The organism is Pseudomonas sp. JE3303 (assembly GCF_056312565.1).
The window spans coordinates 69,610-84,117 of sequence record NZ_JBWGIF010000016.1 but is presented as its reverse complement, the minus strand read 5'-3'; the positions used below and the strand labels follow the sequence as shown (position 1 = coordinate 84,117).

11 protein-coding genes are annotated in these 14,508 nt (G+C 63.8%); 3 read left to right on the top strand and 8 right to left on the bottom strand.

The genetic code is table 11. The features are described from left to right. Positions 1 to 6 precede the first annotated feature (6 nt). From AC0ZZU_RS21775 to AC0ZZU_RS21760, 4 genes are all read right to left on the bottom strand, one after another. Positions 7 to 1,200 (bottom strand): acetyl-CoA C-acyltransferase, encoded by a 1,194-nt coding sequence (locus AC0ZZU_RS21775; RefSeq protein WP_476343349.1) that lies wholly within the window; start codon positions 1,198 to 1,200, stop codon positions 7 to 9. 12 nt (positions 1,201 to 1,212) lie between these two features. Further along, complete coding sequence (locus AC0ZZU_RS21770; RefSeq protein ID WP_476343348.1) at positions 1,213 to 1,980, bottom strand: SDR family NAD(P)-dependent oxidoreductase; 768 nt, start codon at positions 1,978 to 1,980, stop codon at positions 1,213 to 1,215. A 148-nt stretch (positions 1,981 to 2,128) separates the two neighbouring features. Continuing rightward, on the bottom strand, positions 2,129 to 6,613 hold the full coding sequence (locus AC0ZZU_RS21765) for an NEL-type E3 ubiquitin ligase domain-containing protein (protein WP_476343347.1): 4,485 nt from the start codon (positions 6,611 to 6,613) through the stop codon (positions 2,129 to 2,131). A gap of 93 nt (positions 6,614 to 6,706) precedes the next feature. Further along, positions 6,707 to 7,264, bottom strand: a complete 558-nt coding sequence (locus tag AC0ZZU_RS21760; RefSeq protein ID WP_476343346.1) for an NADPH-dependent FMN reductase — start codon at positions 7,262 to 7,264, stop codon at positions 6,707 to 6,709. Positions 7,265 to 7,420: 156 nt separating this feature from the next. On the opposite strand from AC0ZZU_RS21760, the gene AC0ZZU_RS21755 reads away from it, so the two are divergent. Next, positions 7,421 to 7,639 carry a hypothetical protein gene (locus AC0ZZU_RS21755; RefSeq protein ID WP_476343345.1) on the top strand — a complete coding sequence of 73 codons (219 nt, stop codon included), beginning with the start codon at positions 7,421 to 7,423 and terminating at the stop codon, positions 7,637 to 7,639. A gap of 5 nt (positions 7,640 to 7,644) precedes the next feature. Here AC0ZZU_RS21755 and AC0ZZU_RS21750 read toward each other — a convergent pair whose 3' ends face one another. The 4 genes from AC0ZZU_RS21750 to AC0ZZU_RS21735 form a co-directional block, all read right to left on the bottom strand. After that, positions 7,645 to 9,900, bottom strand: a complete 2,256-nt coding sequence (locus AC0ZZU_RS21750) for an Orn/Lys/Arg family decarboxylase (protein ID WP_476343344.1) — start codon at positions 9,898 to 9,900, stop codon at positions 7,645 to 7,647. Between the two features lie 74 nt (positions 9,901 to 9,974). Then, positions 9,975 to 10,727: a DNA polymerase III subunit epsilon gene (dnaQ, locus tag AC0ZZU_RS21745; protein WP_476343343.1), complete on the bottom strand. Its 753-nt coding sequence runs from the start codon at positions 10,725 to 10,727 to the stop codon at positions 9,975 to 9,977. A 52-nt stretch (positions 10,728 to 10,779) separates the two neighbouring features. Then, positions 10,780 to 11,226, bottom strand: coding sequence for a ribonuclease HI (rnhA, locus tag AC0ZZU_RS21740; protein WP_476343342.1), 447 nt, complete (start codon positions 11,224 to 11,226; stop codon positions 10,780 to 10,782). Positions 11,227 to 11,269: 43 nt separating this feature from the next. Continuing rightward, positions 11,270 to 12,028 carry a class I SAM-dependent methyltransferase gene (locus AC0ZZU_RS21735; protein ID WP_476343341.1) on the bottom strand — a complete coding sequence of 253 codons (759 nt, stop codon included), beginning with the start codon at positions 12,026 to 12,028 and terminating at the stop codon, positions 11,270 to 11,272. A 78-nt stretch (positions 12,029 to 12,106) separates the two neighbouring features. Between AC0ZZU_RS21735 and gloB the strand changes: the two genes are divergently transcribed. Together gloB and AC0ZZU_RS21725 are read left to right on the top strand one after the other, a co-directional pair. Then, complete coding sequence (gene gloB / locus AC0ZZU_RS21730) at positions 12,107 to 12,886, top strand: hydroxyacylglutathione hydrolase (RefSeq protein ID WP_476343340.1); 780 nt, start codon at positions 12,107 to 12,109, stop codon at positions 12,884 to 12,886. A gap of 99 nt (positions 12,887 to 12,985) precedes the next feature. After that, entirely contained in the window at positions 12,986 to 14,422 is a 1,437-nt protein-coding gene (locus tag AC0ZZU_RS21725; protein WP_476343339.1) for a lytic transglycosylase domain-containing protein, read from the top strand. The last annotated feature ends 86 nt before the right edge of the window (positions 14,423 to 14,508 follow it).

The following is a 14,508-nucleotide window of genomic DNA, read 5'->3' as shown; positions in this document are numbered from 1 at the left end:
GACACCTCAGTACAGGCACTCGACAGCCATGGCCGTGGCCTCGCCACCCCCGATACAGATGGCCGCGACGCCGCGGCGCAGATTGTTCTGGCGCAGGGCTGACAACAGGGTCACCAGGATCCGGGCACCCGAGGCACCGATGGGATGGCCAAGTGCGCAGGCGCCCCCATGGATGTTGACCTTGTCATGGGGCAGGTCCAGGTGCTTCATCGCGGCCAGCGTGACCACCGCGAATGCTTCGTTGATCTCGAACAGGTCGACTTCACCCAGCTGCCAGCCCGTGCGCTTCATCAACCGCTCGATGGCGCCGATCGGTGCACTGGGAAACAGCGCGGGGGCGTCGGCGAAATCGGCGTGGCCGTGAATCACCGCCAGCGGCTTGAGCCCACGCCGCTCGGCTTGGGAACGGCGCATCAGCACCAGCGCCGCGGCGCCATCGGAGATAGAGCTCGAGTTTGCCGCGGTCACGGTGCCGCCCTCGCGGAACGCCGGCTTCAACTGGGGAATCTTGTCCAGGCGCGCCTTGGGTGGTTGCTCATCCTGGCTGACCATGCGCTGCGCCTTGCCATCGGAGACCTGGACCGGAACAATCTCGGCGGCAAAGCTGCCGTCCTCGATCGCCCGCTGGGCGCGCGTCAGCGAAGAGATGGCGAAGTCGTCCTGAGCGTGGCGGCTGAAGCCATTGGCCTCGGCGCAGTCCTCGGCGAAGGTACCCATCAGACGGCCCTTGTCGTAAGCATCCTCAAGGCCATCGAAGAACATGTGGTCGATGATCTTGCCGTGCCCCATGCGATAGCCGCTGCGCGCCTTTTCCAGCAGGTAGGGCGCGTTGGACATGCTTTCCATGCCTCCGGCGACCACTACCTCGGCGCTGCCGGCAAGCAACAGGTCATGCGCCATGATCGCCGCCTGCATCCCCGAGCCACACATCTTGTTGAGGGTGGTGCAGGTGGTGCCGTTATCCAGTCCGGCACCCAGCGCAGCCTGACGCGCAGGCGCCTGGCCGAGCCCTGCGGGCAGCACGCAGCCGAACAGCACCTGCTCGACCGCACTGGCATCGATGCCGGCACGCTCGACGGCGCCACGGATGGCTGCAGCGCCCAGTTGCGGTGCGGTGAGGCTCTTCAGATCGCCCTGCAGGCCGCCAATGGGGGTGCGCACGGCGCTGACGATTACAATCGGATCATTTACTGGGGTCATGAAAGATTCTCCTTATTTGGCAGCCATGCGCAGGGCGCCGTCGAGGCGGATGACCTCGCCGTTGAGCATGCTGTTCTCGATGATATGGCGGGCGAGCGCCGCGTATTCCTGCGGGCGGCCCAGACGCGTGGGAAAAGGCACGCCAGCGGACAGCGAGTCGCGCACTTCCTGAGGCATACCTGCCATCATCGGCGTCTCGAAGATGCCGGGGGCGATGGTCATCACGCGGATGCCAAAGCGCGCCAGCTCGCGGGCCACCGGCAAGGTCAGGCTGGCGATGGCGCCCTTGGAGGCGGCATAGGCGGCCTGGCCGATCTGCCCGTCGTAGGCGGCGATCGAGGCAGTATTGATGATTATTCCGCGCTCACCGTCCTCGCCCGCCGGTCCCTCGGCCATGGCGGCGGCCGTCAGGCGCAGCAGGTTGAAGCTGCCGACCAGATTGATGTTTATCACCCGGGCAAAGCTGTCGAGGCCATGCGGTCCCTGCTTGCCCAGGACCTTTTCGGCGCCGACTATGCCAGCGCAGTTGACCAGCCCATGCAAGCTGTCAAAAGCGCTCATGGCGGCGTCCACCGCCGCCTTGGCCGCAGCCTCGTCGCTGATGTCGGCGACCGCGAAACGTGCCCGGTCGCCCAGGGCGTGGGCCTTGGCAGCGACTGCTTCGGCATTGAGATCGACCAGCATCACACGGGCGCCGGCCTCGATGAGCATGTCCGCGGTGGCGGCACCCAGCCCCGAGGCCGCGCCGCTGACAATGAAATTGCTGTGGGCTATCTGCATGGCGTTTTTCCTTGAGGCGCTGGCAGTGGGCGCCAGCACCCGGCGTGTTGTTATTGGAGTGCCCTGAGGTCTGAAGATAGTCGCGCTGCGCCCTATGGGACGCAATGGCCAAACCTGTCAATTTTTGTGACTGGTTGGCCACCTGGGTTCAGCGCCCTCCCGCCTTCTGCGCCGCCAACGCCTGTTCGGTGAGGGTCAGAAACAGCGCGTCCAGCGCCGCCTGGCGTTCGTGGGACAGTTGGTTGATCCGCTGCAGATAGATGCCCTCTTCGAGGCTGTCCTGCTGCGCGCCCAACGTTTCCAGCCGCTCCCAGAACTGCTGCTCCACATCCTCGAAACGCTGCGTGTTCTCACTCCTCAGGTACTCCTGCCAGAAATCCCGCTTCGCCACATAAAGGGGCAACGCGTCTGATGCTTCGGCCAACTGCACGGTCTGCGCGGCTTGGTCAAGCAGGGCCTGGGTTACCCCGGAAATCGGCTCGAACTGCATGGTTCGCGGCTGGCCTGGCAGCTTCAGCCGCTGGGCAAGTCCAGTGCGATAGGCCAGGCTTACCTCGACCTCATCCACGCTCTGGCCTGCGTCCAGGCGCGCCGCTATGTCGTCACGGGCAAATTGCTCGACGCGATCCAGGCGGAACAGCCGCCGGGCCATGTCAAGACGCGCAGACAGGCCCTCGCCGGGCGCATGCTGTTTCAGCGCCCTGGCGATCAGCACCCGCACTTCCAGCGTGCTGAAGCAGGACGCCACACTGTCCACGCATGTGCGTGGGCTGCTGGCAAGGTTGAATATTTCCTCGCGCAGAGCGCTTTCGCTACCCACGGCGTCAAGCACATCGGCCACGCGCCGCTGCAGGTCCTCACGACTCAAGCTGAAATCGCTGGTTCGCGTCAACTGGTCCAGCACATCGAAGAATTCAGCGCTGCCCGCCTCTGCCATCAACTGTTCCCACAACAGGCGATGCTGCCCTGCTGCTCCAGCGTCCAGGCCTTGCACCCAATGCTCTTGGGACCAGCCGGGACTCTGTTCGTCGATCACCGGGGCGGGCAATGGTCCCGGCAGCATCATGCTATCGCGCACGGCGATGGGAAGGGGATTGCCTTCCAGCAACAACCTGCGGCGAAAGGCACGTTCAGCGTCAAGAATCGCCTGGGGCACGGAAGAAAGCTGGTTGTCGCGCAGATCAGCGGCCTCCAGAAAAGCGCACCATCGCAAGCCAGGCGGGAACGTCTGCAACTGGCAGCTGCGCAGGTTGAGTTCGGTCAAGGAAGAGAGTGGATTGAAATGCAGGCTTATCAAGCCTAGCGGGTTATGGCTGAGGTCAAGCACGCGCAGGTGCCGCAAGCTGTCCAGGACCGTAGCGGCGGGACCTGTCATGCGAATCTCGTTGTGCCGAAGGTGAAGCTCGCGCAGGTCGGACAGGCCTGACAGCCCGGGTGGAAGGCTCTGCAGACCATTGTTGTTCAACCAGATCTTGCGCAGCCGGGAGAAACAGCCGAGGAAACTCGCAGGCAGCTGCTGCAGGCGCATGCCCGACAGATCCAGTTCCAGGATGTGCGAGAAGTCGGTGCCGGCGGGCAGCGCAGGCAACTGGCCAACCTCGACCCCCGACAAGTCAAGGCGCATACCGATAGGAAGGGCGTTGGGGCCCAGCACTGTATCGCCCTGCGCTCGCCAACTGCGGCGCAGCGCATGACGGACGAACCGCCGCTGGGTGCGACTGGCAGACCCCAGCTCGGTCGCCCAGCGGCTGATGGCGCGGTCGAAACGCCGGTAGGACTGTTCCAGGCGCAGCAGTTCGGAGAACGGCGTGATCGACCCCGAGCACAGGATCTCAAGGTAAGTGTCAACCTGTTGATCATTGAAGCCTGGGTAAAGCGAACGGATCCGGTTGCGCAGGACGCTCTGGGGGTTGTTCCCGGCTATCCTCCTGCCGCTCAGGACGTACCCGAGACGGCCATCGTGCAGGCGCTCTGGCCTCTTGAACCATGGCCTGATCTCCCGCAGCCCTGCGAGCGGCAGGAGGTCGTGCCGGCTGCGCGGCAGCCACGCCTGCACATCGGCACGCATTTGCATGCCACCTGACTCGCCCGCCCACCCCAGGCGCTCCGCCTCCCTGAGCGTGAGCAATGCGGCCAAGGTTTCGAACAGCCCCTGTGGTTGCGCGATATCGATTTCCAGCATCTTTCCATGCCCGTCATAGGGCAGTACGAGACCGTCGCGCCTGACCAGGACTACCCAGCGCCCCAAGGCGGGCCGGGGATCCAGGCGGGAGAGCAAGGGACCGGCATCGGAGCCGTCGCGCACTTCGAGATTCAGCGCGGACGGCCAGCCCTGGCGCCGTCGCAGAAACGTGAAGACCAGCTCCAACGTATCATTGCTGTGACTGTCGCGCAGGTACAACGCCTCGACCATGCGTGTGACCCGGGCCGATTGCAGTGCCGCACGGGCGTGCTCGGCCAACGCCAGAGGCAGGCGCGAATCATCAGTCATGCGCTGGCGTTGCGCAGCAGTGGCTGTTTTCAGCACATCCAGCGCATAGGCATCGGGCAGTCCCGGGAAATCGCGCTGGACAAGCGCGAGCAACCCCTCGGCGGGCAGGTAGCGCCGGGAAAAATGCTCAAGCAGGCGTGAACGCCAGAGCGGCGCGTCCTGCAACAGCAACTGACGCATACCGGCCTCGTCATCGACGGGTTCCGAGAGCTGCTCGCGACACCAGGCCAGCCATTGCGCATCGGGCGGGAAATCGGTGTCCGCGGCCAGGCGCGCAAAGAATACCTCCAGCTGGCCGGCCACTGCGTCGCGCTCCAGAGTGTCACGCAGCGCCACGGGCAGAGGTCGGCTTTCCACCAGCAGGCCACGCAGCGCGTCCTCATCGAAACCGGCGACGCGCAGGATGCGGCCAACCCGCGGGCTGTCGAATCGCTCGGCACCTGGCCAGAGCCGGGTCAGCAGATAGCCTTCGCCCTGCCACTCCAGCGGTCGCTCGCCAGATACGCGCCAAGCACATTGGCCATTGTGTTCCATCACTGGACCGTATGCGTCATCCCGTTCGGGATGATGCAAGCGCCACGTCGATCGGCCTTCGACCTGCCGCACTTCATGGCTTGCCCCCTCGTGCCGCCAGAAGTACCGCTGCCCGTTGCTGTACAAGCCGTTATCTTGCAACTGCAGGTTCTCGGGCTCCATCTGGACGCGGTAGACGCTGAGGTCGTTGGACCATAGCCGCTTGTCAGCCGAGTCCAGTTCGACTGGCTCGAGCTCATCGACGAAGCGCCCACGCGTGAAACCATGCGCCACCGCAGTTGCCGCGCCTGTCACTCCCGCGACGACCACCGTCTCAGCCACGCCCAGCATGTGCTGCATGGCTTCATGCTGATGGCCCTGGGACCAGTCCTGGGCGCCTTCATAGACCTCAGCCAGGGTATGCACCACCATTTGCCCGAACAGCAGCTCCCCGACCACCGGCAGGAACAGCCCCGCCTGGTTGAGGATACCGAGCCCCACACTTTCCAATGCCTCGATCCTTTCCTCCGACGCCGCATGATCGGCATCGGCAGTTGGCACCAGCAACAGCCGGGCGTCGTCCTTGATCCGCGCCACCTGCTGAGCCGCCAGGCTGACAAAGATTTCGTCTTCCGGCGCTCGGCCCTGAGGCGCAAGGTCTGGCACGGCATCGTTCAGGCGCAGTGAAAGCAGCGACAGGAAAGCAGGCCTTTGGCGCAGCGCAATCAGGCGGGAGAAGCGTTGCTGATATTCAGCGTCCTTGAGACATACCGCCAGCTCGGCGCCAAGCGCTTTCCAAGAAGCATGACGGCGCAGCGGCTGCCCGTTTACATCTGGCAGGTAGAGCAGGACGCCTCCGGGCTGCCCGCTGGCGTCACGCAGCTCCACGGCCAGCGCACCCTCCACGGGTTGATCAAGCACTCGCAACAAGAGCACGCGCTGGCGCCCCGCCGCTTGTTGGTCCTGCGGTTCATCCACCAGACGTTTCAAACATTCGAGATCGTCCCTGTGAAGCTGGCCCTTGAGAGCCGCGATCTCCGCAGCCATCGCCAGGCCATTGCCTTTGTCCGCAGCCAACTGCGCCTGGGTCGCTACATTGAATACGCGGGAAAGCAGTGCCTGATACCTGGCGCCGGTATCCACCGACCGGCACAACTGGGCTATCTCGGCCAGACGGTCGGAGAGCTCCGCTTCCTGCGCATCATCCTCGACCAGCGCACTGCCGACGTAGTACGACACATTGTCCTGAAAATTCTGCATCAACCGCTGCAGTGCCGGCGCACGCACGTAGATGATTTCATCGTCGGGCAAGCCGCCGCCTGGAGGAACCGAGAAGCGCCGCCTGACCTCTCGCCAGCGTGCCTGGCGCAGATCGACCGTCAGGGCCAGCTGCCCTGACAGTTCGCGCCTCAGCAGGCTGGACGCGAAGCTGTCGGGGGGCGTCAGGTGGCGCTTGGCAAGGTTGAGCTGCTCGCGGCTGACGTTGCAGGCGGCAAAGCGCTGGCGCAAGGCCCGGATGTCGGCAAGCGAGGCTTGGGCAAGCCAGGGCGGCAGTATCTCCTTGATGAAATCATCGGTCGCCGTTGCGGCGCTGTCAGGCGCAGTCAGTGCAGTGGGTGTATCCGTCATGGCAGTGATCCTTGTCCTCTGAAAGGGTCGGTCACTGTATGCAGCTGGTCTGCTCGGTCGAAGCGGGAAGTCAGCCCCCGGGCGAAGCTACCGTCAGCCCGCGTTGATGAGCTTCACCCACGCGGCAAACTTGTCGATGAAGGTCTGCAGGAACGGGCGCGTCTTGTCACCCAGCTTGCCCGTCTCCTCGAACAGACTGGCGGCCCCGCCCAGGTAGGCTTCTGGCATCTGCATGCAAGGCATGTCAAGGAACACCAGGGACTGGCGCAGGTGGTGATTGGCACCAAACCCCCCGATGGCACCCGGCGACACGCTGATCACCGCAGTCGGCTTGCCGTTCCAGGCACTGTGCCCGTATGGCCGGGAACCGACGTCGATGGCATTTTTCAATACGCCAGGGACCGAGCGGTTGTACTCGGGGGTGACAAACAGCACCGCGTCGCTTTGGCCGATCTGTGCGCGAAAGCGCTTGTAGGTCTCGGGCGGATCGACGTCGATATCTTCGTTGTACAACGCCAGGTCGCCTATCTCGACGATCTTCAGCTCCAAACCGGGAGGCGCCAGCTGCGCTAATGCCAGTGCCACCTTGCGGTTGTAGGAATCCTTGCGCAAACTGCCTACCAGGACCGCTACCGAATACTCCTTGCTCATGGAATTCTCCACCTTTGCTGGATGAAAGTGACGCAGTAGGTATAGATGACCGTCCTATCCGCTCTTTAGTTTTTTTCCTGCGGTCGAAAACTTCCCAGCCTGGGTGGTGGTCTATGCCTGCAGACGATGTTCACTTTTCTAGAGGTTGTACGGTAAATGACAGCAGTACTGGTTGGTCAATTTCATGCACGGGACGCCGAGGGCCGCGTCTACCCCGTCCATGAGTTCCAGGAAGCCACCCTTCTGGCTGACGGCAGTGCGTCCTCCGCACCTGTCACTACTTACCGCCTGGCGATCGGGGACCGGGTCAATCACCTGGGTGACGACCGCTTCGAGCTGGCCCAGAGCGGCGTCGAAATCATCCGCATCCCCTGACTTGCCTACTGCCGTACGCAATCGACGGTGTAGCAGCGTTCCTGTCCTGCGTCGTCGCATTGCAGGCCATGTACATCGGCATTGAATCCAGGGAACCCGTTGTCGAACGCACGGGCGAACGACAGGTAGTCGATGATCGAGCGGGTGCCTTCGGTGAAGCGCTCGCCCGGCATGATCAAGGGAATGCCGGGTGGATACGGCACCAGCATCACCGCAGCCACCCGGCCCATCAGCTGTTCGATTGGTACCGCATCCACCTCCCCACGCACCAGATGGTCGTAGGCCTGGGACGGCGTCATTGCCACGTCGGGCAACCGCGTGAAAAGGCGCTTCAGTTGCTTGGCGGTGGCGTTGCTGCGGTAGCAGTCATGCAACTGGTCGCACAGATCGCGCAGGCCTAGCCTCTGGTAGCGCAGCGGATCGATCCCGGCAATGCATGGCAGGCATTGACTGAGTGCAGTGTTGGCGTCGTAATGGCGCTTGAACTCCAGCAACTCGGTCAGCAAGGTGCTCCATTTGCCCTTGGTGATACCCATGGAGAAGAGCACCAGAAAGCTGTAGAGCCCGGTCTTTTCCACCACGAGTCCTCGCTCCCAGAGAAACTTGCTGACCACCGCTGCCGGTATGCCACGTTCACCCAGCACCCCATCGGCATCGAGCCCTGGCATCACCAGGGTCACCTTGAGCGGGTCGAGCAGCACGTAGTCCTCGGCCACTTCGCCAAAACCATGCCATGGAGCGCCCGGCTGCAGTAGCCAGTCCCCGGCGACAGGGCCCTGGGCGCCGTCCACGGCAGGCGGCTGCCAGATGCTGAACCACCAGTCCTCGGCGCTGATGTGCTCGCGCAGCTTCGCCAACGCGCGGCGAAAGCTCAGCGCCTCATCGAACATCTCCTGCAGCAGCGAGCGTCCCGCAGGCCCTTCCATCATCGTTGAGGCGACGTCCAGTGAGGCAAGGATGCTGTACTGCGGCGAGGTAGAGGTATGCATCATGAACGCTTCGTTGAAGCGATCGCGGTCGAGCGGGCGCACGCCACCGTCCTGCACGTGAATCATCGAGGCCTGGCTGAAGGCAGCCAGCAGCTTGTGGGTCGAATGGGTACTGAACAGCAGCGGGCTGTCATCGCTGCGCGGGGTGCCCATGGCGAAACGCCCGGCGAAGAATTCGTGAAACGCCGCGTAGGCAAACCAGGCTTCATCGAAATGCAGCACCTCGACGCTGGCGCCCAGCAGCTGCTTGATCTGCCCAGCGTGGTAACACAGTCCGTCGTAGGTCGAGTTGGTCACAACCGCCAGTTTGATCCGCGCCGTCCTCCCACGTGCCAGGGGATTGGCGTCGATCTTGGCCTGGATCGACCCGGGGCTGAACTCGCTCGGCGGAATCGGACCGATGATGCCGAGCTCGTTGCGTTCGGGAGACAGGTACAAGGGGATGGCCCCGGTCATGATGATCGCGTGGACCACCGACTTGTGGCAATTACGGTCTACCAGCACCAGGTCGTCACGGCCTACCATCGAATGCCAGACAATCTTGTTGGCGGTCGAGGTGCCGTTGATCACGAAGAACGTGTGATCAGCGCCAAAGTTGCGTGCGGCGCGGGCTTCGGCTTCGGCCAGGGGGCCCGTATGGTCGAGCAGCGAGCCCAGCTCCGGCACCGAGACCGACAGGTCCGAGCGCAGTGTGTTCTCCCCGAAGAACTGATGAAAAGCCTGCCCGACCGGGCTTTTGCGGTAGGCCACTCCGCCGCCATGACCAGGGGTGTGCCATGAATAGTTGGACTGCGCGGTATGCTGCACCAGCGCCTTGAAAAACGGCGGCAACAGGCCATCGAGGTAGCTATGCGCAGCGCGCGCGACCTGCCGCGCCAGAAAGGGCACGGTGTCTTCGAACAGGTAGAGGATACCGCGCAGCTGGTTCAGTTCACCCATGGCCTCGGCGGGGGCGTTCTCCAGGGTCACCTGCTCGCCCAAGGCGAAAATCGGCAGGTCTGGCGAGCGCAGCCGTACCAGGCGAATCAGCTCGGTCATGTTCTGCAGCAGATGGGTATTCTCGCCAATGCCCTCAGCGGCGACCAGCACGCACGCCAGCCCGTGATGGGTCGCGGCGACCAGCCGCGCCTCGGCATGGTTGGCGGCGGGCAGGATGGTGAAGCCATCCTGGCTCAGCTCCTGCGCAATCCCGCGCACCCGTTCACCGGCGACGCTGTCGGCCTTGATGTCGCGATGGACAATCAGGATTGGAAACTTGAGGTCCTTGTACATGGGCATTCCTCGCCTGAAGGACAGTTGCGTCCTTTCAGGGTAGAAGCTGCCCAGCCAGGGTGCCCGCTTTTGCCTCAGCCCGCTTCGCCCAGGGTTTGCCACAGGGCCGGGCCGCCGGCCGACCTGGCCACCACTTCGAGCCGTGCCTGATGCGCCGCGAGCTCATCGGGGGTGGCGCGGACGATGCGCCCCGGCTGGCGGCTGGCCGGCAGGCGGCGGATCTCGCTGCCGCCAGTGCCCTGCCCGTTTTCATCGCCGTCCGCGCCATCGCCTGCCAGCGACAGGGTGGTCTGCCCGCCGGTCATGCTCAGGTAGACATCGGCCAGCAGCTCGGAGTCGAGCAAGGCGCCGTGCAGTTCGCGGCCCGAGTTGTCGATGCCGTAGCGCTTGCACAAGGCATCGAGGCTGTTGCGCTGACCCGGATGACGGGCCCGGGCCATCATCAAGGTATCGAGAATGGTGCAGTGCTTGGCGATGTCGGCGCGGTCGTGCTGACCAGCCAGGGCGAACTCGCTGTTGATGAAGCCAACGTCGAACGCCGCGTTGTGGATGATCAGCTGCGCGCCCTGGATGAACTCGAAGAACTCGTCGGCAACCTCGGCAAAGCGCGGCTTGTCGAGCAGGAAGCTGTCGGTGATACCGTGGACGCCAATGGCGCCTTCATCACTCTCGCGGTCAGGCTGGAGATAGACGTGGAAGTTGCGCCCGGTCAGCCGGCGGCCGATCACCTCGACGCACCCGATCTCGATGATCCGGTGGCCGTCGCTGACCGGCATGCCGGTGGTTTCGGTGTCGAGGACTACCGACCTGCTGTTGGGTTGTTCCACGTCGGGGACTCCGCTGCTGCGTATTCTGCAAAGCCGGGCATTGTACCGCAGCTCAGCGCAGGCCGCGCACCTCATCGACGCCGCGATTCGCCAACTGGTCGGCGCGTTCGTTGCCTGGGTGGCCGATGTGACCACGCACCCATTTCCACGTGACCTTGTGGCGCGCGACCTGGGCATCCAGCAACTGCCACAGGTCGGCGTTTTTCACCGGCTCCTTGGCCGCAGTCTTCCAGCCGCGCTTCTTCCAGTTGACCATCCACTCGGTGATGCCTTTCATCACGTACTGCGAGTCGGTGACCAGCAGCACCTCGCATTCGCGCTTGAGCGCCTCCAGGCCCTGGATTGCGGCCATCAGCTCCATGCGGTTGTTGGTGGTTTCACGCTCGCCGCCCCACAACTCCTTCTCGACGCCCTTGCAGACCAGCAGCGCGCCCCAGCCACCCGGGCCAGGATTGCCCTTGCAGGCACCATCGGTGTAAAGCTCGACCGTATCGCTCATGTACCGCCTTCATTGTTCAGGTAATCAGTGGCCAGCGGGCCGCTCAAGGCTCCAGGTTGCGCCGGTTGACCTTGGCCATCGGCAACGGCAGCAGCTTGCCCATCGGCTCGCGACGCTCCTGGCGCAGCGGCCGCAGACCGACCACCATCTTGCGCGCCACCAGCAGATAGACCCCGCCGCCAGTGCTCTGCCAGCGTCCCGCCACCCGTTCCCAGCCCGCCAGGCGTTGTTGCCAGGCCGGCGAGGCAAGCGGCGGACGATAGCACCCGAATCGGCGTTTCTCCAGCGCGAATCCCAGCAGATTGAGCCAGTCGCCGACCCTGGAAGCCGAGATGCAACGCGCCTTGCGCAAGGCGCCGTGGCCAAACAGGCGACGTACGCCCCAGCTGCTCCAGGGGTTGATGCCGATGATCAGCAGATGACCGCCCGGGCGCACACTGCTGGCGGCCTGGCGGAGCAGACCGTGGGGGGACAGGCTGAAATCCAGGCCGTGCTGCAGCACCACAACGTCGGCGGCATGCTCGCCCAAGGGCCATGCCTGCTCCTCGCAGACGATCTCGACCCCCGGCAGCGGCGCACCCAGGCGCACGTTGCGCTGCACCTGAGGCGCTGCGGGAGGCGCCTCGGCACAGGGGCCGTAGTGCACCAGGAAACCACCGAAATAGCGCGCGAGTTCATCTTCGAGCAGCTTGTGTTCTTCCTGCAGCATCAGCCGGCCCAGTGGCCCGTTGAACCAGTCACGGGCAAGGCTGATCAGTTCGACCCAGTCGGGATCGGCCTGGGCAAAGGCTTTGTCGGTCATTGAGCTCTCCTCGAAGGTTCTCTGCCCGCGTCATCGCGGCTAAGATGCCCTCATGTCCCACGCATTGGCGATAGCACCATGATACAGATCGACGCTCTACCCGCTTTCTCGGACAACTACATATGGTTGTTACAGGATACTGCCAAACGTCGCTGCGCGGTGGTTGATCCGGGTGACGCTGCGCCAGTGCTGGCATGGCTGCAGGCGAATCCTGACTGGGTACTGGAGGACATCCTCATCACCCATCACCACCATGACCACGTCGGCGGTGTCGAGGCCATCAAGCGCGCCACCGGAGCGCGGGTATGCGGGCCCGCCAACGAGCGCATCCCGGCGCGCGACCTAGCTGTGGAGGACGGTCAGCAGGTGCGTGTACTGGGGCTCGAGCTTCAAGTAATGGCGGTCCCCGGCCATACCCTCGGGCATATCGCCTACTACACCGCGCAGGCACCGGTCCCGCTTCTGTTTCCAGGCGACACGCTGTTCGCCGCAGGTTGCGGCCGCCTGTTCGAAGGCACGCCTGCCCAGATGCACCAGTCCCTCGGCCGCCTGGCCGCCCTTCCTGGTGAAACGCTGATCTACTGCGCTCACGAGTACACCCTTGCCAACCTGCGCTTCGCTTGCGTGGTGGACCCGGAAAACTCGAGCGTTGTACAGCGTTTGGAAGACGTTACCCGGCTGCGCGCCGAAGATCGCATCACCTTGCCTTCCAATATCGCGCTTGAGCGCCTGACCAATCCATTTCTTCGCATAACTGAAACATCCGTTAAACAAAAAATAGACGAATGGGCTGGGCACGCAAACGATGGTCCCGTGGCCGTTTTTGCTGCCTTGAGGCGCTGGAAAGACGGCTTCTGATAATCTCAAGATATATCGAAAGGGTCGGTCAAAGGTTGACCAGGCAAGGGGTGGTTCCTAGAATCCCCCAACTTTTTGCCCGGATAACTGTCCAAGCCGATGCCATCCTGTAGCCGCAAGACCGCTCATTCCGTCGCCCTGACGCGCCTGGCCCAAGCCAGCGTTCTCGCCTTGGCCGCCACATTGGTGGGCTGCCAGAGCAATGCTCGGGTCGACGAAACCGACAGCGTACGCGCGCACAAGTATCAGGCGCGGATAAAGCCCAAGCCTGTGATCATCGCGGTCAAGCCGGTCGAGCAGGCCCCGCAGGATGTCTGGGAGCGCATGCGCCAGGGCTTCGCCTTGCAGGATGTGATCGGCGTCAACCCGCGCATCGAGCAGCAGCGCCTGTGGTTCGCCAGCAACCCGTCATTCCTCGAGACCGCTGGCGAGCGGGGCAGTCTCTACCTGCACTACATCGTCGAGCGTCTCGAAGAGCGCGACATGCCGCTGGAGCTGGCGCTGCTGCCAGCCATCGAAAGCGCCTACAACCCAATGGCCTATTCGCGCGCCCATGCGGTCGGACTGTGGCAGTTCATCCCGTCCACCGGGCGCCATTTCAACCTGCGTCAGACCAGCTTCTACGACGGCCGCCGCGACATCACTGCATCGACCAACGCAGCGCTGGATTACCTGTCGCGCCTGCACGACATGTTCAACGGTGACTGGCTGCTGGCCATGGCCGCCTACAACGCTGGCGAGGGCACTGTCAGCCGCGCCATCGAACGCAACGAAAAGCTCGGCCTGCCCACGGATTTCTGGAACCTGCCGCTGCCCCAGGAAACGCGCAACTACGTACCCAAGCTGCTGGCCTTGTCGCAGGTGGTACTAACCCCCGAAGCCTACGGCGTCAACCTGAGCCCGGTGGCCAACGAGCCCTACTTCGAAGCCGTCGCCATCAACGACCGCCTGGACCTGTCGCGCGTGGCCGCGTTCTCCGGCATCGACGAAGACGAGCTGATCCAGCTCAACCCGGCCTTCAAGAAGCGCATGACCGTGGACGGGCCCAAGCAGCTGCTGGTGCCGACGGCCAAGGCGCAACTGCTGACCGACAGCCTGTCGAACCTCAAGCCTGAACAGCTGCTTGCCTTGCAGCCCAAGAAGGCAGTCTTCGAGACGGCGTTGGCAGAGGCCTCGGCCCCCGTTGCGGGCAGCCGCAGCTACCGGGTCAAGCGTGGCGACAACCTGGGCAGCATTGCCCGCGCCAACCGTGTGTCGGTCAAGGAGCTGCAGCGCTGGAACCGCATCTCCGGTTCGCGCCTGAAGACCGGCCAGGTGCTCGCGCTGCGCGGTGGCTCGGCCCCGGCCAGCGCCAGTGCGGGCAAGCTTGCCGCCAACAAGCAGCGCTCGACCCAGTACAAGGTGCGCAAGGGTGATTCGATGTACCTCGTTGCCAAGCGCTTCAATGTCGAGATGAAGCACCTCAAGCGCTGGAATCCGCGCAGCGGACATGCGCTCAAGCCTGGACAGACGCTTACCGTTTACGTCGGACACTGATGCACTCCCCGCAGGACCTGAATCCGGGTCCTGCGCACTGCTCTTTTTCCATCCCATACAAGCTGTTACTGTACCCCGACAAAGCC